This window comes from Desulfitobacterium sp. THU1, from assembly GCF_038181555.1.
Lineage (GTDB): Bacteria > Bacillota > Desulfitobacteriia > Desulfitobacteriales > Desulfitobacteriaceae > Desulfitobacterium.
Genome location: NZ_JBBWUA010000001.1, coordinates 141744 through 165249 on the forward strand (window position 1 = coordinate 141744; position 23506 = coordinate 165249).

20 protein-coding genes and 1 other RNA gene are annotated in these 23506 nt (G+C 45.3%); 15 read left to right on the top strand and 6 right to left on the bottom strand.

Going from position 1 to position 23506, the window contains the following annotated elements; all coding sequences use genetic code 11:
* Positions 1 to 52: 52 nt before the first annotated feature.
* Positions 53 to 502, bottom strand: coding sequence for a cupin domain-containing protein (locus tag AAC978_RS00680; protein ID WP_445900264.1), 450 nt, complete (start codon positions 500 to 502; stop codon positions 53 to 55).
* 202 nt (positions 503 to 704) lie between these two features.
* Between AAC978_RS00680 and AAC978_RS00685 the strand changes: the two genes are divergently transcribed.
* Together AAC978_RS00685 and AAC978_RS00690 are read left to right on the top strand one after the other, a co-directional pair.
* On the top strand, positions 705 to 944 hold the full coding sequence (locus AAC978_RS00685) for a CDGSH iron-sulfur domain-containing protein (RefSeq protein ID WP_341546033.1): 240 nt from the start codon (positions 705 to 707) through the stop codon (positions 942 to 944).
* Positions 945 to 1235: 291 nt separating this feature from the next.
* Positions 1236 to 2087, top strand: a complete 852-nt coding sequence (locus AAC978_RS00690; RefSeq protein ID WP_341546034.1) for a ferredoxin — start codon at positions 1236 to 1238, stop codon at positions 2085 to 2087.
* Between the two features lie 71 nt (positions 2088 to 2158).
* Here AAC978_RS00690 and guaA read toward each other — a convergent pair whose 3' ends face one another.
* Positions 2159 to 3466: a glutamine-hydrolyzing GMP synthase gene (guaA, locus tag AAC978_RS00695; protein ID WP_341546035.1), complete on the bottom strand. Its 1308-nt coding sequence runs from the start codon at positions 3464 to 3466 to the stop codon at positions 2159 to 2161.
* Positions 3467 to 3686: 220 nt separating this feature from the next.
* On the opposite strand from guaA, the gene ssrA reads away from it, so the two are divergent.
* Together ssrA and AAC978_RS00705 are read left to right on the top strand one after the other, a co-directional pair.
* Positions 3687 to 4036, top strand: a transfer-messenger RNA (tmRNA) gene (ssrA, locus tag AAC978_RS00700).
* 254 nt (positions 4037 to 4290) lie between these two features.
* The gene (locus AAC978_RS00705) at positions 4291 to 4437 is read left to right on the top strand and encodes a hypothetical protein (protein WP_341546036.1); all 147 of its coding nucleotides are present in this window, start codon (positions 4291 to 4293) and stop codon (positions 4435 to 4437) included.
* A 128-nt stretch (positions 4438 to 4565) separates the two neighbouring features.
* Here AAC978_RS00705 and AAC978_RS00710 read toward each other — a convergent pair whose 3' ends face one another.
* The gene (locus AAC978_RS00710; protein WP_341546037.1) at positions 4566 to 5132 is read right to left on the bottom strand and encodes a TetR/AcrR family transcriptional regulator C-terminal domain-containing protein; all 567 of its coding nucleotides are present in this window, start codon (positions 5130 to 5132) and stop codon (positions 4566 to 4568) included.
* Between the two features lie 308 nt (positions 5133 to 5440).
* Here AAC978_RS00710 and AAC978_RS00715 point away from each other — a divergent pair, with 308 nt between their 5' ends.
* The 7 genes from AAC978_RS00715 (at position 5441) to AAC978_RS00745 (ending at position 14714) form a co-directional block, all read left to right on the top strand.
* The gene (locus AAC978_RS00715) at positions 5441 to 6556 is read left to right on the top strand and encodes a 4Fe-4S binding protein (RefSeq protein WP_341546038.1); all 1116 of its coding nucleotides are present in this window, start codon (positions 5441 to 5443) and stop codon (positions 6554 to 6556) included.
* Between the two features lie 23 nt (positions 6557 to 6579).
* Positions 6580 to 6930: a hydrogenase maturation nickel metallochaperone HypA gene (locus tag AAC978_RS00720; RefSeq protein WP_341546039.1), complete on the top strand. Its 351-nt coding sequence runs from the start codon at positions 6580 to 6582 to the stop codon at positions 6928 to 6930.
* A gap of 179 nt (positions 6931 to 7109) precedes the next feature.
* Positions 7110 to 8303: an NAD(P)-binding protein gene (locus tag AAC978_RS00725; RefSeq protein WP_341546040.1), complete on the top strand. Its 1194-nt coding sequence runs from the start codon at positions 7110 to 7112 to the stop codon at positions 8301 to 8303.
* Positions 8304 to 8376: 73 nt separating this feature from the next.
* Positions 8377 to 9132 carry a hypothetical protein gene (locus AAC978_RS00730; RefSeq protein WP_341546041.1) on the top strand — a complete coding sequence of 252 codons (756 nt, stop codon included), beginning with the start codon at positions 8377 to 8379 and terminating at the stop codon, positions 9130 to 9132.
* A gap of 36 nt (positions 9133 to 9168) precedes the next feature.
* The gene (hypB, locus tag AAC978_RS00735; RefSeq protein WP_341546042.1) at positions 9169 to 9849 is read left to right on the top strand and encodes a hydrogenase nickel incorporation protein HypB; all 681 of its coding nucleotides are present in this window, start codon (positions 9169 to 9171) and stop codon (positions 9847 to 9849) included.
* A gap of 741 nt (positions 9850 to 10590) precedes the next feature.
* Positions 10591 to 12795: an FAD-binding protein gene (locus AAC978_RS00740; protein ID WP_341546043.1), complete on the top strand. Its 2205-nt coding sequence runs from the start codon at positions 10591 to 10593 to the stop codon at positions 12793 to 12795.
* 17 nt (positions 12796 to 12812) lie between these two features.
* Positions 12813 to 14714 carry an FAD-dependent oxidoreductase gene (locus AAC978_RS00745; protein WP_341546045.1) on the top strand — a complete coding sequence of 634 codons (1902 nt, stop codon included), beginning with the start codon at positions 12813 to 12815 and terminating at the stop codon, positions 14712 to 14714.
* 75 nt (positions 14715 to 14789) lie between these two features.
* On the opposite strand, the gene AAC978_RS00750 is transcribed toward AAC978_RS00745, so the two are convergent.
* Positions 14790 to 16700 (bottom strand): sensor histidine kinase, encoded by a 1911-nt coding sequence (locus AAC978_RS00750; protein ID WP_341546046.1) that lies wholly within the window; start codon positions 16698 to 16700, stop codon positions 14790 to 14792.
* 94 nt (positions 16701 to 16794) lie between these two features.
* Here AAC978_RS00750 and AAC978_RS00755 point away from each other — a divergent pair, with 94 nt between their 5' ends.
* Together AAC978_RS00755 and AAC978_RS00760 are read left to right on the top strand one after the other, a co-directional pair.
* The gene (locus AAC978_RS00755) at positions 16795 to 17520 is read left to right on the top strand and encodes a response regulator transcription factor (protein ID WP_341546047.1); all 726 of its coding nucleotides are present in this window, start codon (positions 16795 to 16797) and stop codon (positions 17518 to 17520) included.
* 577 nt (positions 17521 to 18097) lie between these two features.
* Positions 18098 to 19672, top strand: coding sequence for an FAD-dependent oxidoreductase (locus tag AAC978_RS00760; protein WP_341546048.1), 1575 nt, complete (start codon positions 18098 to 18100; stop codon positions 19670 to 19672).
* An 87-nt stretch (positions 19673 to 19759) separates the two neighbouring features.
* Here AAC978_RS00760 and AAC978_RS00765 read toward each other — a convergent pair whose 3' ends face one another.
* Positions 19760 to 21310, bottom strand: a complete 1551-nt coding sequence (locus AAC978_RS00765; RefSeq protein ID WP_341546049.1) for a sensor histidine kinase — start codon at positions 21308 to 21310, stop codon at positions 19760 to 19762.
* 24 nt (positions 21311 to 21334) lie between these two features.
* On the opposite strand from AAC978_RS00765, the gene AAC978_RS00770 reads away from it, so the two are divergent.
* The gene (locus tag AAC978_RS00770) at positions 21335 to 22039 is read left to right on the top strand and encodes a response regulator transcription factor (protein WP_341546050.1); all 705 of its coding nucleotides are present in this window, start codon (positions 21335 to 21337) and stop codon (positions 22037 to 22039) included.
* Positions 22040 to 22149: 110 nt separating this feature from the next.
* On the opposite strand, the gene AAC978_RS00775 is transcribed toward AAC978_RS00770, so the two are convergent.
* A complete protein-coding gene (locus AAC978_RS00775; protein ID WP_341546051.1) occupies positions 22150 to 22737 on the bottom strand; it encodes an RNA polymerase sigma factor in 588 nt (195 codons plus the stop codon).
* A gap of 190 nt (positions 22738 to 22927) precedes the next feature.
* Here AAC978_RS00775 and AAC978_RS00780 point away from each other — a divergent pair, with 190 nt between their 5' ends.
* A complete protein-coding gene (locus tag AAC978_RS00780; protein WP_341546052.1) occupies positions 22928 to 23323 on the top strand; it encodes a nitrite reductase in 396 nt (131 codons plus the stop codon).
* The last annotated feature ends 183 nt before the right edge of the window (positions 23324 to 23506 follow it).

Sequence of the window (23506 nt, forward strand, 5' to 3'; positions counted from 1 at the left end):
AACTTTGTCCTGGTGATCAGTCGATCAGTCGATGAGTTAATGAGTTGATTAGTTAGTACGTGTGATGCTCTTCGGCGTCCCTTTTTGTTACGTGAACAGTGCCGTGTGGATGTTGAGGTGGTGCATAGATAGAGTACAGCTTAAGGGGGACACGACCAGTATTAATCACATTGTGCCATTTCCCGGCCGGGATGAATACAGCATAATTGTCGCCTACTCCTTGCTGGTAATAAAGTCTGTCTCTACTGTCTCCCATCATAACAAGGCCTTGGCCCTGTTCAATACGAAGAAATTGATCAACATTAGGATGGATTTCCAGGCCTATGCTATCGCCCACATTGATACTCATTAAGGTAAGCTGGAGGTGCGACCCGGTCCACAAAGTGGTACGGAAGGTGTTATTTTGCAACGTAGCTTGTTCAATATTTACGACAAAGGGATTTGGTCCGCAGTCCCTTGAAGGAGGAGAGGGATGGCCATAGGGGTTATATCCATTGTACATTTAACTCAGCCCTTTCAGAAATCATAAGATAGATTCATAAACCGATATACCAATAAGGCAATTCTTATAAAATATCAAGATCATGTCCTGATTTTTTCCACTAAATGGTATATAGCATTGTATTCTATGATATTTGTCTTAAGTGTATGTCTAGGCCTTTTTCGTGATAACCTAATAGAAATTGTCAAAGGAGTGAAATATATTGGATACACCAGTCATCGCGCAAAAAACACCTATTCCCGTTGAACTGAAAAAGGGTGAGGAGTATTATTACTGTACTTGTGGGAAAAGCGCTACTCAGCCTTTCTGTAATGGAGCACATCAAGGAACATCCTTTGAGCCCATGGCATTTAAAGCAGAGGAGGATGGAACTGCCTATCTTTGTGCATGTAAGCATACCAAAAATCCTCCATACTGTGACGGGACCCATGAAAGCCTCTAATATGTGCAGTGTGATAAGAATGCACTATAGTGTATTTGTAATGGTGTAGCAATTTGAGTAAATTTTTTTTGTGTTAATAAAAGAGATGAGGGAAGTTAAATCACTTCTCCCATCTCTTTTGCTATTAATAGACAAGCAATACATAAAACAAGGGATTTTTATAATATCTGCAGTTATGGAGTTTAGGACTGTGCTGCTAAATATTCAGAATATTTAACTAAAATACTGAATTAAGCAACAGATAAGTAGTATAATGTTGCCATAGATAAAGGAAATATGAGGGGGAAGAGGATGAAGAAAAGAATCACGGCCATGTTTTTTAGCGGAACTGACACCACCCAGAAAATCGTCAGGGGAATTGCTAAAGAGTTAACTGAGCTAGCAGAGTTGATTGAACTGACTGAGCTGACTGACCTGGATGAGATGATCTCGTTTAATGAAATGGATTTCACCTTGCCCGAAGCAAGAGAGCAGGCTGTTACCTACACGAAAGGCGATCTCGTCATTTTGGGGGTTCCGGTTATCGCGGGGAGGGTGCCTAACGTTTTGTTAAAATACCTGAACACAGTGAGGGGTCAGGGGGCCTTGGGAATTCCGGTCGTAGTCTACGGCAATAGAAATTATGATGATGCCTTAATCGAGCTTAAGGATATTATGGAGGACAATGGCTTTGTTGTAATTTCCGCAGGGGCCTTCGTCGGCGAACATTCCTTTTCCAAGGAACTCGCCCAGGGTCGTCCCGATGATAGGGATATGGCTGTGGTTAGGGAATTTACTCGCCGGATCTATGAGAAAATGAATACTGATCAATCTTTCCCAGATCTCAAGGTCAAAGGGATGAAGCCCTACCGCCCTTATTATGTAGCAAAAGACAAACAGGGCAATCCTTTTGATTTTCGTAAGATCACCCCGAAAACCAGCAGTTCCTGTACCGACTGCAAGCTTTGCGCCGAACTGTGTCCGATGGGCTCCATTGACTTTGAAGATGTGTCCCGCATCATCGGACCCTGTATCAAATGTTGTGCTTGTGTGAAAAAATGCCCAGCAGAGGCTAAGTATTTTGATGATGCGGGTTACCTAAACCATAAGCAGGAGTTGGAGGAAGCCTGCACTCTCCGCAGGGAACCGGAGCTGTTTAGTTGAGTAGGTTCTTAAAAAAACACGAGCGACCATTCCCTTGAAGGGTGGTCGCTCGCTCGTAGGTGTGCCCGGTACTACTCCCACTCGATGGTGGCGCAGGGTTTAGGGCTTAAATCATAGCAGACTCGGTTAATGTCGGGAACCTCTTTTAAAATTCGATCCGTAATTTTGAGAAGAATGGGCCAGTCGATCGGTTCGATGCTGGCGGTCATGGCATCAATAGTATTGATGGCTCGAATGATCACAGGATACTCATAACTGCGGGCATGGTCCTTGACGCCCACAGATTTAAAGTCGGGGACAATAGTAAAGTATTGCCAAACTTTTTTATCTAAACCGGCAAGCTCAAACTCTTCTCTTAAAATGGCGTCGGATTCTCTGACTGCCTCTAAGCGTGTTTTGGTGATAGCACCGAGGCAACGTACCCCGAGGCCAGGTCCGGGGAAAGGTTGTCTATAAACCATGGTTGCGGGCAGCCCTAGCTCAATACCGCAGGCTCTGACTTCATCCTTGAAGAGATGATATAGGGGTTCTACTAAATCAAACTGAAGATCATCAGGTAACCCACCCACATTATGATGGGATTTTACAACGCTGGCGGTTTTCGTACCGCTTTCTACTATATCCGGATAAATGGTTCCCTGAGCCAGGAATTCGATGCCTTCCAATTTCCGTGCCTCTTCTTCAAAGACGCGAATAAATTCAGCGCCAATAATTTTGCGTTTTTCCTCCGGATCGGCGACATCTGCCAACTTGTTTAAGAAGCGTTCGCTAGCATCCACATAAACGAGGTTGGCATCCATTTGATTCTTAAATACCTCAAGGACACCTTCTGATTCACCCTTGCGCATCAGTCCATGATTGACGTGCACACACACTAACTGTTTGCCAATAGCTTTGAGGAGCAAAGATGCAACCACTGAGCTATCAACGCCGCCTGATAAGGCGAGTAAAACCTTTTTGTCACCCACCTGTCTTTTGATTAGCTCTACTTGATCTTCGATGAAGTTTTTCATATTCCAATTAAATACTGCTTGGCAAGTATCAAAGATAAAAGAACGCAAAACTTCATTCGTCTCGTCGTCGGTTTCCGGCCAGTTTGCTAGAAGGTGTTCACCTTTTGCCGGCTCATGATTAACGACCAGAATGGGATAACCGGATGCATAGATTCCATGATCGACGTCAATTTTTACGCCATCGATGTGATTGTTGGTCCCTCCGTTGATAATAATGCCTTTAACGTTTGGCAGCTGGGCAAGCTGCTCCGGCGTAATATCGTGAGGGTGAATCTCACTATAGACACCAAGATTACGAATTGCCCTTGCCATAGCGGAATTATTCCGGCTACCCAGATCCAATAGTACAATCATGTCCTGCTTCATTTTAGCCTCCAAAGGTTAGAGTTTTTTAAATAAGGGGGCTGTTTTCCTGTCTTGTCAACAGTTAAACTCCCCAAAAACATCCTAACACAGGAGTCGACAATGGTCCATAATCTACAATGGAATTAATATCAAAAAAATCTAATTAAAAACTAGAAATTGAAAGATGTACCGCTGTTATTTAAACTAAAAACTGATATACTATGAATGTAACATCAAACACGGGGACGTTTTAGACTCGCTCGGGGAAGCGGTGGCAAGAGTTGCGCGTCGAGATTCCACCTGGTCTCGTTAAACGGTGGACCTTAATAGTTAACAACGATAATTACGCTCTAGCAGCCTAAGTGCTCTAGCATCCTGCCTTCAAGGCCTACGATGAGGGGTCAGGGTGTCAAATTAGTAGGACTGCTCTAATGACAATTCTCGGAGTCATTAGCTAAGATTATCGAGATAGCCTTGGAAGTATCCTGCCTTCTGGAGACCAAGAGGCGAATTTTAAAGAGAAGGATACACGCGTAGACGCTTTTGTGGCAGCTCTTCGATACAGGGGTGCAATTCCCCTCGTCTCCACCAAATAAGCACTCAACTATTGATACAATTAAAAGCCCAGTGTTACTGGGCTTTTCAGCTGTTTAGGAGAGAAAATGCATCGTTTTAAGCGGTGCCTTTTTGTGTTTATGATCCTTTTCGTTAAAAGATGCATCCCCTTTGAGGGCGAAAGCTACCTTTCGTAGTAACAGAATTGAGAATACATGAGAGGGATATCATTACTTAACCGGCAAAATTCACAGTATTCATTCTAGAGCAGGCTAAACTATCAGCAGTATATGACAAAGACCAAAGCAACCATGCATATCAGCCATAAGCCTGGCGAGCAAATGGAAGTCGACTGGGCTGGTCAAACAGCGGGAATCATCGAAGACCTACCCTCCCTTGGCGACACTAAGTACGGGACTTTCCTACCATCTCGCTAGGGTGGCTATTCAAATTCTCCTAGGAATTATTATACTTCCTCTATCTGCCCAAGGAAAAAGTATGGTTCCATTATCATGCTTAAAAAGATTTTCATTTAAAAATCTTATAGGTACTTAGGATACCCATTTCAGCTAGAACAGCAGCGTGAGTCGTCAATAGGAAAGTAAAAAGCCAGTGCCTTGGGACGGCACTTTACGATAGCTTCTGCTATTAATTTCTTTCCTTCTGTCATCCCGCTTTGTATCCAATCAATATAAATACCCACAGCGCCGTGACAGTAAAAGTCGATAGCCATTTTTATGTCCGGAGAGATAACCTTGAGTCCATATTCCTTCTGTAAAGCAACTACATAATAATTTACGCACCAACGATAGTAAAATTCCGGGAAATTACTAGGGTTGCCTTTCTTGACTATGGACGAAAAAAATGAACTGTTTTCCCTTGTGAAATCGAGAACAGAGAGTATTCCCTCATAGGAACGCATGGCATGTGACTTTTCGATTCCCTCGACAAAATCATACAGTACAAAGTTGATAAGATCGTACTTGTCCTCAAAATGGTTGTAGAACGTTTGCTTGGCCGTTTGTGAGGAATTAAGTATATCTTTGACGGTGACTTTAGCGAGAGGGCGTTTTTTTGCTAGGGAGAGAAGGGTGTTTTTATACAATTCTTTCGTTGCTTTACATACGGACATACTGTTACCTCCACTAGTACTAACTATGGGTTCTTAATACCTGTGGTTTGAAGAAAGTTACAGATATCACTAAGTTTATTCTAGCAATAAAATTCATAAAAACCAATAGACTTATTCAGCAAAAAGTCAACGATTTAGACTTTGAAATTATATCGTCTGTTGACCGTTTAAAGGAATGGAAATACATTAAGATTGTACAATATTTCATTAACCTCTGTATTTCCTAAGGTAATCCCGTTGAGAAACAGGGAGTCATGCATATTAAATAGCAACAAAATTCAGTAAAACATTAAAGGAGAGATGTTAGCGTGTTAAAAGTTGAAAACCTAACTCAAGCGGAAATTGAAGAAAACTATGTCAAGCTGCGCGACAGGATGAACGAGTTGAGCTTCGGCTATTGTCCGACGGAATCCGGTGTCGAATTCGTTCTGCTTAAACGCTTTTTCAGCCCAGAGGACGTTGCATACTGGCTGGAGATGGAGAGGGATACTTACTTCACTGCTCAGCGGTACGCAGAAATAACTGATCTATCCATTGAAAAGGCATCTGAAATTCTTGAAGACATGTCCCATAGGGGACTGCTCTATAGAGTACGTCGCGGCGGAAGAGCTGAGTATTATGTTGTTCCGGTAGCTCACGGGGTATATGAGTTTAATCTTAATCATCTGGATGAGAAAGAATGGACAATGGGGCTTGCCAGCCATTTTGGGCAGGGTATGCTTCAGCAGGTATATGACGTAAACATTCCCTTCTATCGTGCCGTTCCTATCAATATGGACGTAGTCAAGGGCAGCGAGGTCTATCCTTACGATGATATTGTGAAGCAAGTCAAACAGTATAACGTTTTTGGCGTCTCTCCCTGTACCTGCCGCCAGCTCAACAAAACTTGCGGCGCGCCGGATATGGGCTTTGAAATGGAGACCTGCATCACTTGCGGTGAAATGGCGGAGTTTTATATCGAAAATGGCATAGCACGGGAAATTACCATTGATGAAGTGCTGGACATTCTGAAGCGAAGTACTGAGAAAGGAATGGTTATTCAGTGTGTCTATTCCAAGAACAGCGAGATAGTGTGCTCCTGTCATGTTGACGGCTGTGGTATACTTCAGGCTGCCAAACTCTTCGGCGGCCCTGCTACAAAGAACATCAGCAACTATTACCTGGAGCAGGATCAGGACGTCTGCATCAGTTGTGGTAAGTGTGTGGAGCGGTGTCCAATGCATGCTATAACCATGAATGAAGAAAACAAACCTGTCTCTGACTCAAGCTGTGTCGGTTGCGGTCAATGCGTTCAAGTCTGTCCGGTGCAGGCTAAAGTGCTGGTGAAGAAAGAATCCGTCGAAGTGCTGCCTGATTCGATCTTTGACGCTTACAGTGAGATGCAGGAATATCGTAAGTCTTTTGGAAATCTCTCGAAAAAATAAACCTGTCTGTGAGGTAAGGTTTTATGCATGAAATGGCAATAACTGAAAATGTTGTGGAGATTGTACTGAAGCACGCCGAATTGGCAGGAGCCAAAAAGGTTGTGCATGTCAGACTGAAAATTGGCGAAATCCGAGATATAATCCACGATATGATGGAAAAGTGTTTCAGATACATTGCCAGGGGGACAATTGCAGATGAGGCCGAACTGGAAATCATCAAGATCCCTCTTGTGGTTCGTTGTGTTGAGTGTGGGAAGGAGAACCAGGATTATGTCGGTAATTATGCCGATATGAAGTGTAATCACTGTGGTTCAAACAATCTTGAACTAGTAAGTGGAAATGAGTTTTTCATCGAGGATATAGGGATTTTATAGGAGCCTCGTTGGGGTGAAAGAAGCACAGGAAGTCACAAGTCTGTGCTCTCTTTATCCCACTGGTAAACTCGATTCATGCTGTGCTTGTGATAAAAAGTATTCAGGCGAAATAATGATGAAGACAGAGCAGTTATGAAGAATGCAAATATATCGAAATGATACAAGGAGGTTAGTTTATTATGAGTAGTTTTGACACTGAAACCATCATAGTTGGCGGCGGTGCTGCGGGAATGAACTGCGCTTATGGGCTCAGGAAGGAGAACCGGGCTTATACACTTATATGCGACCGCATGGGCGGGCGTATCATGTATGATCCCGAGCTTGACATGAATTATGGTGCGGTTTTTTACTTCGGAAGCTACCAGCATATGTTGAGTTCAAAGATTCTGACACCCGGATCCGATGTTCTTCCAAGTTTGCGTCAGGGATGCTGCCACCCGGATGAACACAAGCAATTCTCGGCAATCTCAGCTCACACTTTGAGCCATGCCGGCAGTCTGTTGAAGTTTATGCGCTATATGAAGAAGGAGTTCTTGCCCCATTACGTTAAGTTCAAGAAAGAGTGTGAAACCCGCGAATTAGCCTCTGTTCTCAAGGACGATCCCTTTATTAGTGATCTATTCTACAAAACAGCTGATCAGATGATTGAAGAGGTCGGTTTTCAGAAAATTGCCGATGATCTTGTGAGTCTGTTTGCCCATGGATGCACAGGCACCCCGATCAAGAAGCTGTCGGCTCTGGATTACTTGAATTGTGTTCAGGCTTTGGTTATGGAGTTGAAGCGTTTTACTTTTGAAGCGGATCGAATAACCCGGGAATTGTCCGAGAAAAAAGGAAAAGTTGTTATTGATATGGTGAACGGCGTTGAGAAGATCGAAGGTGGCTGGCGCGTTACTACCGTCAATGGCGACAATTTCACAGCGAAGCACCTTGTCTTGGCTACGCCCGCCAATGTGACTAGAGACTTGCTCGCCAATGTAAAGGAAGTAAAACCATTGAAAATAAGAAATGCTTCCGTATTGCATGCTTATCTAATCAAAGGGGAAATGAAAGCCCGCTACCAGAAGCACACCGTCCATATCTTTAATGATTCCATCCCCATTATTTTTACCGCATGGAAGCGTCCGGGCATCTATGAAATTTTCACAGAAATACCTTTTGAAGAACACTTTAATAAATATTTTGATGAATGGGAGGTTTTAGGTCATCAGCATTTTGAGCATGCACTGTTTACTAACCCAAACCTGGTACTTCCACAGAACCTGGCGCCCGGGTTAATCATGGCTGGCGATCATAATGGTTTGGGAATGGAGCCTGCAGCCATCAGCGGTGTGTATGCCGCCAACAAAATACTTGGCAGAACCCAGGATTAATGCCGCAGCACAGAAATCTTAAGCTATTTATGAAAAAAGATACGGAACTAATCTGAAAATGGAGGAAAGAAGTATGGAATTGATTCAATCATTTATAAGCAATTATACCGGTTGGTTTATACTCATCTGTCTAGCGGTACTTGGAATTTTATTAGTTGCCGGGTTATGGAAATATGGGTTAGGGCTGCCTTTAACAGACAAAGAGAAACAAATGAGTCTAGCCGGTGATGAATTGCTGAAAAAAGATCAAACAATGCGGCTGCAGTTAGCGCTAACGATTAACGCACCCCGGGAAAAAGTCTGGCCTTATTTGGCGCAGCTTGGACAAAGACGAGCAGGGTTTTATAGTTTCGGGGTTTTGGAACGAATTTTTACGTTTCATATCTATAACACATATAACATTATAGAAGAATGGCAAAATAAATATCCAGGCGAGTTTATGTTTTATCACCAAGATGGAATTGGCTCAGAAATCCAAGAAGTTAAGAAAAATGAATATTTTACATCCATTTCTGATTCGCGTAACCCATCTAAATTCCAAGGAGCTATAGGTTTTATTCCCCCATTCTCCTTGAAATATTTTGCCTGGACCTGGAATTTCCATCTGTTGGATGCAGGGCAGGGGAAGACACGCTTTATTACCCGTTGTGATTGTAGCTTTGCCCCTTTTAAGGGTTGGCGCAAATTTCTTGTTATCTTTCTACTTGGAACTCCGTCCTTCGTAATGTCCAGAAGAATGATGGAAGTAATAAAAGCTTGTGCTGAAGGCAGAACAAAAGACAAGAGATTTTTTAGTAGATTTGGGACTTCCGCATCCAATGTAAAATAGTAGTAAGATCGCTCAAATGAAAGGAGAGCTTAAGTTATGGAAAAAATAAAGATTATCGAAGTTAAAGAAAGCATCTTTGAGGACAATGACAAAGAAGCTAACCGTCTTAGAGAACGCCTGCGTGGGAAAAAAACATTTCTTTTAAACCTGATGTCTTCGCCAGGAGCAGGAAAAACCACGACCCTAATGCGTACTATTGAAAGATTAAAAGATGAAATGCGTATAGGCATTATGGAAGCTGATATCGATTCCGCGGTGGATGCAGAAACCATTGCCACCACTGGTGTCAAATGTATTCAGCTCCATACTGGTGGCATGTGTCATCTAGATGCAGGTATGACCGAACAGGGTATTGATGAACTAGGTACGGAAGACCTTGATTTTGTCGTTCTGGAAAATGTGGGAAACTTAGTCTGCCCGGCGGAATTTGATACCGGTGCTTCCAAGAATGCTATGATTTTAAGCGTACCGGAGGGAGACGACAAACCTTTAAAGTATCCGTTGATTTTTCAGGTGGTGGATGTCCTGATTATCAACAAAATTGATGTTCTTCCTTACTTTAACTTCAACCGGGAAGCTGTTTATCAAAGAGCTAAGAAATTAAACCCGACGATTGAAATCTTTGAAGTATCAGCCATCACCGGGGAAGGATTTGATGCTTGGGCGGATTGGATACGTCGTAATGTGGCAGAGTGGAACAATGAGTCGTTGGAGTAAATTGCCTTTCTATTGATTTTATGTATACTAATATCGCGACGAAATATGTGCGATGGAACGCATCTCTGGATTTTTCACCCCCCAAAAGCAAGGTGCACCCCCTTTATTAAAACGGAGGTGCATCGTTAATTTGTATCAATAGTTGAGTCATTAGACAAAATTTTAAGTAATAAAAGATGCCATGCGGTCAATTCCGCATGGCATTAGTAATTTCGTGGCATATGGTGCCTGACTTTTACCTCTTGAACGTTTCGTATAGAGCGATCGGGCTGACGCCTAAAGCCGTGACATCATGACAGCCAACTGACCTCATCCGGAACAAGAACTCAGCTTCTTTACTGTTAGAGTCTAAAACCCTAACAAGGATGTCCCCTCATATTGGCAAGCGCTTGCCAATATGAGGGGACATCCTTGCTTTTAAGAGTTATTCTGGTCACCCAGAGCGTGGGTTGTGAAGAAGTAAGAGATGAGGCCCAAAAGAATATTGACCATGCCAATTCACTAAGGCAATACTGACTAGCACATAAGCAGCAAGTAACTTAAGTGAACCTTAATCACCTCAACCCATTCTTAAACCCACCTTAACCAAATTGCAATTACAATAAAAGTGTTCGCAAGATAAGAAAAATAAGGAGGGAGTAAAGGGCAAATAAACAAATGATTTTTCTTAGTAAGTACGGTAGTCCAAGGAGCATAGGGAAAGGAATGATACATAACGTGAGAAGAATAATCGTGGGTCTAATGGCATGGGTACTTGTTTTCAGTATTGCCGGGTGTTCGAATACGGCTCCTCAATCGTCAAGTGTGACATATGTCGGGACTGCACAGGGATTCGGCGGCGAAGTCGAAGCCAAGGTTACAGTGGATCAAGACGGAAAGATCACGCAGGTTGCTCTAAGCGGGGAAAACGAAACGCCCAACAGAGGCGGAACGGCGATGAAGACATTAGAGCAAGCCATCGTTGCAGCCAACGGAACAAATGTTGATGGCGTATCAGGGGCCACATTCACGTCCAAAGCCGTTATTGACGCCGTAAATAAAGCTTTGGCAGATAAGGTCATTGCTTCTGAAGAACCGGCAGCAGCGATCGCTTACACGGCCGGTACCTATACCGGAAAAGCGTTCGGCTTTACAAGTTATATCACGGTGGAAACGGAATTTTCAGCCGATAAAATCCTGTCCGTAAAGGTGAAGGACAACAGCGGTGAAACTCCTTATCTAAGGGATTTATGCGCTGAAAAGATACCAAATGAAATCGTCGCCCGTCAAAGCCTCGATGTTGATGCCGTAAGCGGCGCCACATGGGGTTCGAAGGCGATTATTGATGCCGTGGCGGATTGTGTTCAGCAGGCCGGTTCGGCTGATGTGGTGTCAGCCTTAAAGAAAGTCAGCATACCTCGGCAGGCCGGTGAGGACAAGGTCTATGACGGTTATGATTTATGTGTCGTCGGCGGTGGAGGTTCCGGATTGATTAGCGCTGCAGTTGCCGCTTCCGATGGTTTGAAGGTAATCGTCATTGAAGCAGCCGACAGGTGGGGCGGCGTTTCGGAAATTGCCGGGGGCGGTACGCTGGCAATCGGCACAGATCTTCAGCAAAATGCCGTGCAACCGGACGGCAGCGTAAAAGATTTGTATAAAGAAAAGGGAACGACAGTTGCCGGCGAGCTTGAAAAATTTATCCAGCAATATCAGGATTCGACCCATTATCAGGCCGATTACCTGATGATCAAGAATTTCCTCCTAGCATCAGGTGATGCTGCCGACTTTCTGTCGGAAGAATATGGTATGAAATTCACGGCAGTATCCCCCAATAAAATCAATTATCCAGCTAAGGGAACACGATGGAACGCAGTCGCGAAACAGCTTGAAGATCAAGGGGCAACCATGCTTATGGCGACCAGGGGCGAACATCTCATCATGGGTTCTGACGGTAAAATTACTGGAGTTACAGCAGTAAATCAGGATACCGGCGCCAAAATAACCATTAATTCCAAAGCAGTAGTATTGGCTACTGGTGGCTCGGCTAACAACACAGAGTTAATGAAGCAATATCTGGCAGATTATAATGATGAATATATGAACTGGGGATCGCCCACGGCCAATGGCGACGGTGTCCAGATGGCCTGGGAAGCCGGCGCGGAACAGGCGGCATTCGGATCCCAGTCCCATAATGAAGGATTGCCCATTGAATTGCACGACTTGTTTGATCTTGATATCACCAATGGCAATTGCCTGTATGCCAACCTAGTTTACGAACCGATGCTCAGAATAAACAGGGATACGGGAAGACGGATCTCTGATGAAACAATTATGTATACGCCGCACTATCAGGGCAATACGAGCATGATTTCCAAAGGAGCGTTGGTTATTGTCGATCAGGCTGCAATCGACAGCTTAATGGAAAATGGTTCAAAAACCAAACCCTGGCGGTCAAAGCTATATCAAAAGCCAATGAACCAACCGGATTATACCGGTCTGAATCTTCAGCAGCAAATCGACGAAGTGGTGAGTTATTCCATGCAGCATGATTCGGGATACGCTTACAAAGCCGGCACAATCGAAGAATTAGCCGGAATGCTCGGATTGGATCCGGATGTGGTTAAAAAGGAAGTTTCCAAATATAACACTGCTGTCGGAACAGGCGCCGATCCCGAATTTGACCGCGATCCTTCTACCCTTGTCTATCCCGTAGCAAACGGCCCGTTCTATGCTTTTGAAACCAAGATTCGCAATCTCGGTACATGGGGCGGGATCAAAACAGATGAAACTTTAGGCGTATACAACACCAAAGGAGGGCTGATTCCGGGCCTGTACTCCACTGGTTTTGATGCATTAGGATGGGTCGGAACGTCCTATTTCGTTGATACCACAACCCTTGGCTGGATGACTGCATCCGGTTATATGGCCGGAAACTCCGTAGTTGACTATGTAAACAACAAAAAATGAGATAGGAGATGAGTGCTATGAAACCAATGTCACGCAGGGATTTCTTCAAAGGGGCTTCTGCTTCGGCGGTCACCCTTGCCGCCACCGGTATTCTGGCCGGCTGCACTGCTTCCACTGCAAGCAAAGCCGGTACCTACATCCCAGGCACCTATTCAGCGACTTCCCTGGGAATGGACACGATTACTGTCACAATGATCTTTGAAGCTGAGTCTATTGTTGACGTCCAGCTGGATGTCAAGGGCGAGACCGATACCATCGGTCAGGCAGCCGCGCCAGTTCTCCGGCAGGCTGTTTTAGACAAGCAAAGCGCAGAAATCGATGGGGTTTCCGGAGCTTCTATTACCAGCGATGCCGTCAAAAAAGCTGTAGCTGCTTGCATCGCTCAGGCTAAGGGTGAGTCGGTTGTGATTCCGGAGGGAGCTCCAGTCTCGGAAGGCGATCTGCCTCCTGGCATTACGGCGGCCGAACTGCAAGCTTCTACCTGCGAACTCGGTGAGATTACGGGCGCAGAAGATGGAGGCACATACGACGTCATTGTCATCGGCGCCGGAACCTCCGGAGTGCCTTGTGCTCTGAAAGCGGCGGAAGACGGCGCAAAGGTCTTGGTTTTGCAGAAGGAGGATGGCGTTGTCGCCCAAGGCAATACCTGCACCGGGATTATTCCGGGTGAATCTAATGCCCCGGCCATGCTGCAGCTGGAACAGGAAACTGCTGTAAGTTGCAATTACCGCAGTGACCGCGATCAGGTGAGGGTCTATGTTCAGAATTCAGGAGAAGCTGTTCAGTGGTATTATGATACCGCCATTGCTTCAGGCTATCCGGCAACCATTGCTCCTGCAGTCTTTGATTACGGCAGTCCTTTCGGAGCTTACAAGAAAATCAGCGTCAGAAGCGCAGGCAAGCCAGATAACACGGGCACAGTCCTGGCCAGCATATTAAAGGCCAATGCCACCAAGCTGGATGTTCGTTACAGCACCCCTGCCGTTCAGCTCATAAAGGAGGGCGGTAAAGTTACCGGTGTCTATGCCAAGGACAAATCTGGCAAATATTATAGGTTCACCGCCGCCAAAGGTGTCGTCCTGGCAACCGGCGACTATCAGAACAATGACGCTATGGTCGCCAAATACTGTCCTGATGTAAAGGACTTCCACAAAAAGCAGTTCCACAAGACCGGCGATGGCATCCTGATGGGCATTGCCGCAGGGGGCACCATCGAACCAATCGGCCATACCAAGATGATCCATGACTTCGATTCCGGCACGATGTTTGACGAGCCTTTCCTACGGGTGGATATGTACGGCAAGCGCTTTCATAACGAAGATGTGGATATGAGCTATGCCAATAACTATATGCGCCATTACGATAAGGAAAACACAGGCAAGTATTGTCAAATCTTTGATGACAATTACGAGGCCCAGGTAACCGGCTGGGGAGGTAGACCTACTCCCAAAGCAGGGATGCAGGTTTACATGCCGGAGGTTGATGTGGAGCGCAAAGGTGTGACAGCCGAACTAATTGCAACTTACCGTGCCAATACCCTGGATGAGCTGGCTACTAAGCTGGGGATTCCGGCTGATAAGCTGAAAAAAAGCGTTGACCGCTACAATGAGTTGGTTGATCTGGGGTATGACGCCGATTTCGGTAAGAATCCCAAGTTCATGAAAAAGATCGAGACCGCGCCTTACTGGGGTATCAAAAAGAACCTTCGTGTTTCCGCTCTGTGCAGCGGTATTAATATCAATTCTGATTTCCAGGCGCTGGATGAGAGTCGCAACCCCGTCGAAGGTTTGTATGCCATCGGCAACTGCTCCGGCCAGTTCTACGGCAGCCCGGATTATCCTTTGCATCTTGCCGGTCTGTCCATCGGCCGTTGTGTAACCGCAGGTTATGTACTAGGCAAGACCCTGGCAGTCAAGTAAGCCCTTTCTGATGTACTTCATTTTGAAAAAAAGAGCTCCGCTTTTTTCGGGCGGAGCTCTTTTCATAATTCTGATTTAATTTTTCAAGCCCCCGGCTTTGGGAAGGATGATGGTAAATGTGCTGCCCTTGCCGGTGGTGCTTTCAACTTTTATAATGCCCCCATGGGCACGCACGATATCATTGGAAATTGTGAGGCCAAGGCCGCTGGAAGCAGTGCCTTTTTCAGAATGGCTGAAATAACGGTCAAAAATGTGCGGGAGATTCTCCAAAGGAATGCCGTCCCCGGTATCTGAGACTGTGATGACGGCCTGGCCGGAGCCGGAGTGCAGGCGAATGGTGATCTCGCCGCCGGCAGAAGTGTGCCGGACAGCGTTATCCACGATATTTTGGACCGCCTGTTGCAGATAATAGGGATCACCTTCCAAACTTACGACATCCTCTGGCAGGTCAGTTGATAGTTTGATGCCTATAGAGCCGGTCAGTGCAAGTGTGGTATCAAAGACCCTCGATACAACTGCATGGAGAGAGACGGTATCCCGCATGAACTTGACACGCCCGTCCTCCAGCCGTAGCGAAAGAAAAAGGTTGTTAACCATTGTGCCTACATAGCTGACAGTCTCATCAATCTGGTTTAAGCAGCGCTCAGTCCGTTCAGGGTTTGTGCAGATGGAATCTCTGGCCATATCGGTATAGCCACTGAGTGAAAACAGGGGTGTCTTTAAATCGTGAACCATGTTGGCCATGAAAGCGTCATGTGCCTTCTGCTCCGAGGTAAGTTTTTCGTATGCGTTTTTCAGTTCTGCAGTACGCTTTTCTACAGCAATCTGCAGGTGGCCGGCCAATTTTTCCGACTCGTTAAATTTGCGAGCGAAGATGCCGTTGATAGCAATGACAAATGCTATCGCATAGAAAGAAGCCGTAATGCCGCCTAGCCTGTACAACAGGTCGGCAGTGCCCCGTGCCACCAGATTCATGGCACATGCGGAGGAAAAACAGCGGAAAGCCAGTGTGCCGATAGCTCCGGCTAGTAAAACGGCGCTGTCACTCCGGCTTTTATAACTGCCCTTGACAATAATGACGGCTTCCAGCAGATTGATAAGAATGCGGTAGATCTGATGTAGATCAGAAAAATACGATGTGCCTGCCAACGGCAGCATAACGGCGGAAGCAACAACCACATAGTCAATATATTCTCGGCGGAACAGCCTAGTGGAAACAAAATTGCGCAGCAGGAAATAGTTCAGAACCGCCACAAGCAGTGCATAGAAGATTAAGTGAAGGTTACCGTTGATTGCAGCGGGTAGTACTGGCAGATTGACTCCGCCCAACAGAAGAAACTTCAGTACATCGTTTTCCTGCAGGAAAGGAAAATTCCTCAGGAGAATATAGGAAAAAGTCGAGTAGACCATCGCGGCAAGCACCAGCAAATATTTCTCACTGCGTTTCTGCAAATAAAGGCTGACGGCATACAGCAGCAGAGCAAAAGACAGGCCGACGATAAAAATACGCAGAGTTCCCTCGTTCTGGATGGTGGAAAGAATGTTACGGTAAGAGCCGATAAAAATACTTGCATCAGAAAAGTTGGAGTCGGCCAATGCTGAGAGGGTAATTTTTATATTGATGGTCTGGTCTCCGTCGGGTAGATCCAGTATTGATACCAAATGGGATCCGTAGGCAATCACATTCTCTGAACTGCCGTTGATCAGAAGCTCGACAGCGCTGCCGCGCGGCATATACAGGGCATAAGGAGAACTGCCGTCGCGAAAAGTCAGGGTAGCGGTAGAAATGATTTGGCTATTATCGGTGAAGGTTTCCCAACAATCGGTGAGAAGATAGGTTTCATCTCCTAAATCACGAAGATCGATGACGCCGCCGTTGTCAACGTGGACTTTGGGTGTATTCAAATTGATCTGGAGAAGCAGGCAGAAAATAGCAGCGGTTCCCAGTATTAATAGTAAGGCGCGAAGCCATTTTTTTGATTCCAAAGCGTCACCTCAACAGTACTGCGAGCGGGTTAATCATTCTGATTAATAATCCAAGAATATTTGGTAAAACAGCAAACAATCATATACAATTATTATGAAAGTAACCGAATGCCTTGTCAACGCCTCTGCAGGGAAGGAGACTGTTATGGATAAAATTCTTTTGGTTGAGGACAACCAGGAGATCGGTGGAATTATACGGTACTACCTGGAGAAAGAATATGACGTAACTTACATTCAAAGTGCGGAAGACGCGCTCCTGCTGACAGACCATATTAGATTTGATGCCATCCTGTTGGATGTCATGCTGCCTAATATGGATGGCATTACACTCTGTCAACAGCTGAGAAAGAATATTTACTGCCCCATCATTTTTATTAGTTGCCTCGGAGATGAAGAAACAATTATTCGCGCCCTGAAGATGGGAGGCGACGATTATCTGGTGAAACCTTTTAAAGGTCCCTTGTTGATCGCTCATATCGAGGCCAATTTACGGAGGAGCCGTATGCTTCGCGAAGAAAAAGAAATTCGCGTGCGAGACATCATATTGGATCAGGAAATGCACGCAGTCTTTCGGAACGGGCAGGAAGTATTGCTCTCGCCCCTTGAATATGAAATCCTGTACTACTTGATGCAGCACAAGGGAAAATTAATCAGCTTTAAGGAACTTTATTCTGAAGTCTGGCATCAGAGCAGTATCGGTGACGTCCGGACGATTTTCGTCCATATCCATAATCTGCGCAAAAAAATTGAACCGGACCCTGATAATCCTCAATATCTGAAAACGGTGCGTCATGACGGATATGTTTTTGTTAAGGAATAAACCGCCTTTAATAAAGAAAGAAAATTAAGGTTGTTAAATCTATGCCGCTATTAACCTATTAAAGTGTCTAAAAAGACGGATTGATATAGTGACACCCCGGTTTACATTGTTAGCCGGGGTTCTTCTTTTTTTTGGACAAACTGTGGATGGGTTGGGGATAGCTGGATGATTAAGAGTTCATGTTCAATACATGGGATATAAGCTGAGCATTTATGCATGAGCAAGCAGGGCGTAGAAAAACGGGATTGAAAACAGTTTTGTCAGCAGAGCGCGCAGAATTTAGGGAAGATTGCCGAAACAGGTGCTAAGTTTTTGTTTTTCATGCTCAAAAGGACCTATGGATCATGGCAGATAGACGTATCACCCTTTGGTCCAGAACTTTAAGGTTATCTTAAGCTAAAAAATTCACAATGTGGTATATGATAGGCTTATAGCCAAAGTAAAGTATGAAGTGGAGTCGTTCGAACAGAAAAAATTGTAATGCATCAGGGGAGGTGAGCGTGGAATTCATAAGACGTCACAAATACCCCGTATAAGTTTTCGTAGGTAAATAAAAGCATGGAAGGAAGGATTGAAAATGTCTGTAGAGAAAAATGAGGAATTCAAATCTAAAGATGTTTCCCGTAGAACTTTCTTAAGAAACGCGGGAATATTAGCCGGCAGCACAGTTGTTGGAGCCAGTGTTTTCCTGGGCGGGTGCAGCACGCCTTCAGCATCCCAACCTGCCTCAGAGTCCAAAGACTGGATGCCTGCTACCTGGGACGATGAAGCTGATGTGGTTATCGTCGGTTCTGGCGGTGGACTGGCTGGTGCTGTTACGGCAGCCGAAGCTGGCATGGATGTAATTGTTTTAGAAAAGATGAATCGAGTTGGTGGCTCAACATCAATGCACAGCGGTGTTATAGCCTGTGGCGGTGGTACGTCTATTCAGAAAGCAGCCGGTATCACAGAAACTCCTGAGGCCTATGCCAAGTACCTATTAGCTTGCGCCAAAGGACAAGCGAACGAAGAGTTGGTTACCGTCCTATCCACCGAGTTCCGCGATACATTTGAGTGGCTGGCCGGACTAGGCATTCCTTTTAGCCCTGATAATATGTATTGCACCGGTGCCGAGCAAGAGCCCTATTGCGCCAATGTCACGCCACCCGTGAAGCATGGCGTAATAATAACTGACAAGGAACATCCGCTGGGTGGCGCGCTCATTCACGAGTATGTGACCAAGAAGGCTGAAGAACTTGGCGTGCGCCTCCTTATGGAAACCTCCGCAACTAAGTTGATTACAAATCCTGATGGCGAAGTTGTTGGTGTTGGGGCCGACAGTGGTGGCAAGAGCATCAACATCAAAGCCCGCAAAGGTGTGATTTTAGCTGGCGGCGGAATGTGCAATAACCCGGAAATGATGGCCCAGTATATGCGTTACGGTGCACTACGTATGGCTGCCGGTGGCAAAGGCTCCACAGGTGACACTATTAAAATGGCTCAGGCTATCGGCGCCGATCTCGTGAATATGCACGAATCCTTGACTTCTCCATCCACAGCAGTAAAGCTTGGCACCACTACGCGCGGCATCGAGCGTGAAAGCTTCCCCAGCATCATCGTTAACAAATGGGGTCAGCGTTACGTCAACGAGGATTATCATTCCGATACGGTTGGTAAGCTATTTCAGGGTCAGGAAGACGGTCTGAGCTGGCAAATCTTTGATGGGCAGTCCGTAGGAGCCGTGAGCGCACAAAATAAGGAGGCGCTGATTAAGGCCAATAGCATTGAGGAATTGGCAGAAAAGACCGGTATTTTCGAACTCGGATTGGTAAACACCCTAAACCGCTGGAATCAAAACGCAGCCAACGGTGATGATCCTGACTACCAGAAGAAGGGCGGCACCGTAAAGCCGCTTTCGGCTCCATTCTATGCTTTTAAATTGCCTTGGACGATTGCCATAGTTGTGCAATATGGTGGTATCAAAGTAGATGAGAAATGCCAGGCTATCAATATCTTCGGGAAACCGATCTCCCGCCTCTACGCTGCAGGCATCGACGCCGGCGGATGGTTGGGGCGCAACTACCCTGGCAGTGGCCACGGCGCAGGCGGAGGCTACGCTATGTCCCGTATTGCCGCTAGGCAGCTCGTTGAGTATGCGAACTGGGATAAATAATTAATGCGAACCGGCACTGGAGAAAGGTCCGGTGCCGGTTCGCATATCGTCTATATCCCGATACACCCACGCACACCTCCATGCACCCTAACCAATTTCTTTTATTTTGGCGGGGAGAGTCAACGTGAACGTACTGCCGTCTCCAGGTGTGCTTGTAACAACTATATTACCGCCCATTCCCTTTATGATCTGGTCAACAATATACAGGCCCAGCCCGCTAGAGTTAACCCGTTTGCCGCCGCGGGAACTTTGATAGTATCGGTCAAATAAGAGGGGTAATTCCTCGGCGGGGATCCCCACTCCTGTATCGCTTATACTGATTATTACGGTGTCATTTCTTTGCTCGCAGGAAATCCGCACTTTTCCTCCTGCCGGCGTATATTTTATGGCATTCTCCAACAAATTTTGCAACGCTTGTTCGAGCCGGAAGGCATCGCCCACAATTTTACCCTCGCCGTTAAACGATAGGCTTATGCCCTGCTTGTCCGCCGCGGGCCTTACCGCCTCGAGGGCGGACAGATACGACCTTGAAACATCAATCAATTCGCTTTCAAAATGGATTTCCCCCTCCTCCAAGCGGGCGACCAGAAATAGTTCCTCTATAAGGTGGTTCAAAAATGCCGAGCGCTCACGCATAACTGTAACCCGCTTTTCCCCTTCCTCTCCTGTCAGAGGCATATCCAGATAGCCCCTTAATACAAACAATGGGCTACGCAGGTCGTGGAATATATTGGTCATCAGCGTATTACTTCTTTTGTGCTGCGCGATAATAGTCTCATTGGCTTGCTGTAACTCTTTTGTGCGTTGCGCTACTATCGAGTCGAGATTAGCGTTAATTGCCTCGAGTTGTACGACTAGCTTGTCACTTTCATTGAATTTAGTAACAAATTTAGCGTTAATCACAAACATGCAGGCGAACACAAAGGCAAGGAAGTCCAGTTGTGAAGAAACTACAAAATGGGACAATGAGTTTTCTGGCGTACCTGGTCCGATAGCCAGCAGAAGATAACCACGCAGTCCAAAACGGGCAGCGAGTCCCACCAACAGCGGTAATGCCTGTTTTTTTCCTGCTATGTAGGCCTGGCCAAGGCAAAATAAGGCTACAGCATAAGGCAGTGTAGCGATGAACCGCTGTAAAGTCGTGTCCGGCCATGAGAAGCGGATGATCAGCAAGACAAGATAAATCAGCAGCAATCCACGAGCGGTCAGGAAGAAATTCCATCTACCCGGCAGCTTCGTGTCGGTTAACCAGAAGCAAAGGGCATAGCAGGTCACGACGATAAAGATATTAAAGGCGGTCTCCATAGTGGAGAAAGCAGGCGAAGCATTGCCTACCGTACCCAACAACGTACGTAAACAGGTGATAAGGGCAATATAAAATAACCATAGCAGGTAACGCTCACTGGATTTTTGTATATATAGCGAAAGGCTATATACGGCAATCATGAAACAAACTCCACAGGCAAACGTACCCAACCAAAAGGGGGTGAGCATTTCCGGCGGTTTAAAGCTTGCGTCCAGCGCCAACATGCCATATTGAACTACGTATGTGATAACAAGGTAATAGACGAGGGCAGTAAGAAACTTGCGCGTCCCAGGTTTCTCCAATATAATGAACTTAGTCCTTCTGTCGTTCATAAACTTCACACTCCGGGGGTTTTTATGGCCAGAGTACTTTTAGTCGAAGACGACCAACATATAGCTGGTATTATCCAGTACTATTTAGCGCAAAATAGCGCCTATAAAACTGACCATGTCGCCGATGCGCCCACGGCTTTGGCAGCTGTCCGCGAGCGCAAATATGATATTATTTTATTGGATATTATGCTACCTGAGGTTGATGGCATTGAGCTATGTTCCCAGATGCGCAAGAGTCTTTTCTGCCCGATCATTTTTATCTCCTGCATTGGTGATGATAAAACCATCATTGAGGCCTTACACATGGGAGGCGACGACTATCTGATTAAACCCTTCACCTGTGAAATTCTTCACGCACACATGGAAGCCAACCTGCGCCGCATGTTGCGTGAAAAACACTTCCCACCGGCAACGCTTGAGGTACATGGGTTGCTTCTCGATTCTGCCACGCACTCTATTGTAAAAGAAGGTATAAGACTGGAGCTTTCTCCTATTGAATATAACATATTGCATCTCTTGATGGAACACCCGGATACGCATTTTACGCTGGAGCACATATATGAGCTTATCTGGGACAGGCCCAGCCTTGGCGATTCGCGCACAGTGATGGTTCATATCCATAACCTACGGAAAAAGATAGAGGACGATATGGGCAGGCCGACATTCATCTGCAGCGCCAGAGGAAAGGGGTACTATTTCTCAGCAGGAAACGATACCCGCAGCCAATGATAAGTGTCCCCTTATCCCTGTATCTCACGAGAATCTACGGGTTGTCATAACATCTTTTGTTGCTAAGTCGATTGCTTTTGCAATCGACTTTTATAATGCGCGTATTGTGTTTACTCGATTCCTTCGCTGCTCAATTTAACAGAACCAATATTTTGATAGATATTACCTTCTCCTAAGGACTTGCGGAGCATTGACCGGGCTTTATGCAACCGCCATTTGACTAATTCGCTGGATATATTGAGGATCTCCGCTACCTCTTTGGTGGAACATCCATTAATTTCTCTAAGGATGTAAATTTCACGCTGCTGATCGGGAAGTTGAGAAATCGCCTTAAAGAGGATATCTCTTATGGCAGTTTTTTGGCAATTCTGATCCGGGTCCTGATTTGCAGCATTCTCGACTTCGATTTCTTCAGTGGGGTTTTCCTTTCGTACACACGTCTTACGTTGGTAATCTATCGTAGTATTAACAGCAATCCGATATAACCATGTGGAAACCTTGGATTGCCCATGGAATGATTGTCTTGACTGAAATGCTTTTAAAAAGGTTTCTTGAGTTAAGTCCTGAGCGATGTGATAATCCCCTGTCATTCCAAAAATCAAGTTTATAATTTTAGCTTCATTTTCGCTAATGATGTCTTCAAAGTCATATATATCGCTTAGATTTTCAAGGCGATAAATATTTTCACGAATGCCCATCTGCTAATTCCCCAATCCCAAAGTGTGTTTTCGCTATTTTTTAAGTATAAATTCTGCGTTGAGTAAGGGCAAGCAAAGATTTCCTATACCTTTTTTAAACGAGAAAAAACAAAAAGTGCTATAAAACCCCTATCCAATGATATAATTTTACCGTCTAATAAGTGAATGCAAATTGAAGGGAGATTTTATTGTGAATAATCAAATAGGATTTACGAAGATGAGTGCCTTTAAAGCCTATTCGAAGATGGACAAAGCTTGTGCTTCAGGATGTCAATGTACTCCCCTGTGCCAATTATATATGTCCAAGGAAATACTGAGTAAGTCTGCAGAAAGCGGTAAGAAAACATCAGAAGATATGCCAAAAGACATCCTCGAGATGTTTAAAGCACTGCCAATTATCCCCGAACGTTATAACCCCATGGATCTTCATGATGCTTTCGAAGCAGTTCAGAGTATTTGTGATGATTGCCCAAGTGAAGTCCACGGCAAACATTGTGTGGTAAACGTCGTTCTGACAGGTCTTGGAGTTTTAGTTTATGGACAGGATTTTGTCACGGAAAAGGATCGCGCAAGTCTCAATAATTGAAAATAATTCAATCTAATAGCCCGCTAGCCATGAACTGTGTTTTTAGCAGATTCATGGCTTTTTTTCTGGCTCAAATCTTCGTAGTTCGATAGTGCTGATTAAATTCAAGGTGAGAATAGTGGATTTTGGAACCTATCTATTTCCCGAAAATTACTAATATTTTATATTGACAAGATATTGGAA

What these genes read in the sequence shown, in the direction of transcription:
- AAC978_RS00680 (WP_445900264.1), bottom strand. Translation starts at nt 502, where the DNA reads ATGTACAATGGATATAACCCCTATGGCCATCCCTCTCCTCCTTCAAGG.
- guaA (WP_341546035.1), bottom strand. Translation starts at nt 3,466, where the DNA reads ATGAAGCAGGACATGATTGTACTATTGGATCTGGGTAGCCGGAATAAT.
- hypB (WP_341546042.1), top strand. Translation starts at nt 9,169, where the DNA reads ATGGAAAAAATAAAGATTATCGAAGTTAAAGAAAGCATCTTTGAGGAC.
- AAC978_RS00720 (WP_341546039.1), top strand. Translation starts at nt 6,580, where the DNA reads ATGCATGAAATGGCAATAACTGAAAATGTTGTGGAGATTGTACTGAAG.
- AAC978_RS00775 (WP_341546051.1), bottom strand. Translation starts at nt 22,737, where the DNA reads ATGGGCATTCGTGAAAATATTTATCGCCTTGAAAATCTAAGCGATATA.
- AAC978_RS00755 (WP_341546047.1), top strand. Translation starts at nt 16,795, where the DNA reads ATGAAAGTAACCGAATGCCTTGTCAACGCCTCTGCAGGGAAGGAGACT.
- AAC978_RS00705 (WP_341546036.1), top strand. Translation starts at nt 4,291, where the DNA reads ATGACAAAGACCAAAGCAACCATGCATATCAGCCATAAGCCTGGCGAG.
- AAC978_RS00690 (WP_341546034.1), top strand. Translation starts at nt 1,236, where the DNA reads ATGAAGAAAAGAATCACGGCCATGTTTTTTAGCGGAACTGACACCACC.
- AAC978_RS00730 (WP_341546041.1), top strand. Translation starts at nt 8,377, where the DNA reads ATGGAATTGATTCAATCATTTATAAGCAATTATACCGGTTGGTTTATA.
- AAC978_RS00725 (WP_341546040.1), top strand. Translation starts at nt 7,110, where the DNA reads ATGAGTAGTTTTGACACTGAAACCATCATAGTTGGCGGCGGTGCTGCG.
- AAC978_RS00740 (WP_341546043.1), top strand. Translation starts at nt 10,591, where the DNA reads ATGGCATGGGTACTTGTTTTCAGTATTGCCGGGTGTTCGAATACGGCT.
- AAC978_RS00760 (WP_341546048.1), top strand. Translation starts at nt 18,098, where the DNA reads ATGTCTGTAGAGAAAAATGAGGAATTCAAATCTAAAGATGTTTCCCGT.
- AAC978_RS00765 (WP_341546049.1), bottom strand. Translation starts at nt 21,310, where the DNA reads ATGAACGACAGAAGGACTAAGTTCATTATATTGGAGAAACCTGGGACG.
- AAC978_RS00710 (WP_341546037.1), bottom strand. Translation starts at nt 5,132, where the DNA reads ATGTCCGTATGTAAAGCAACGAAAGAATTGTATAAAAACACCCTTCTC.
- AAC978_RS00745 (WP_341546045.1), top strand. Translation starts at nt 12,813, where the DNA reads ATGAAACCAATGTCACGCAGGGATTTCTTCAAAGGGGCTTCTGCTTCG.
- AAC978_RS00770 (WP_341546050.1), top strand. Translation starts at nt 21,335, where the DNA reads ATGGCCAGAGTACTTTTAGTCGAAGACGACCAACATATAGCTGGTATT.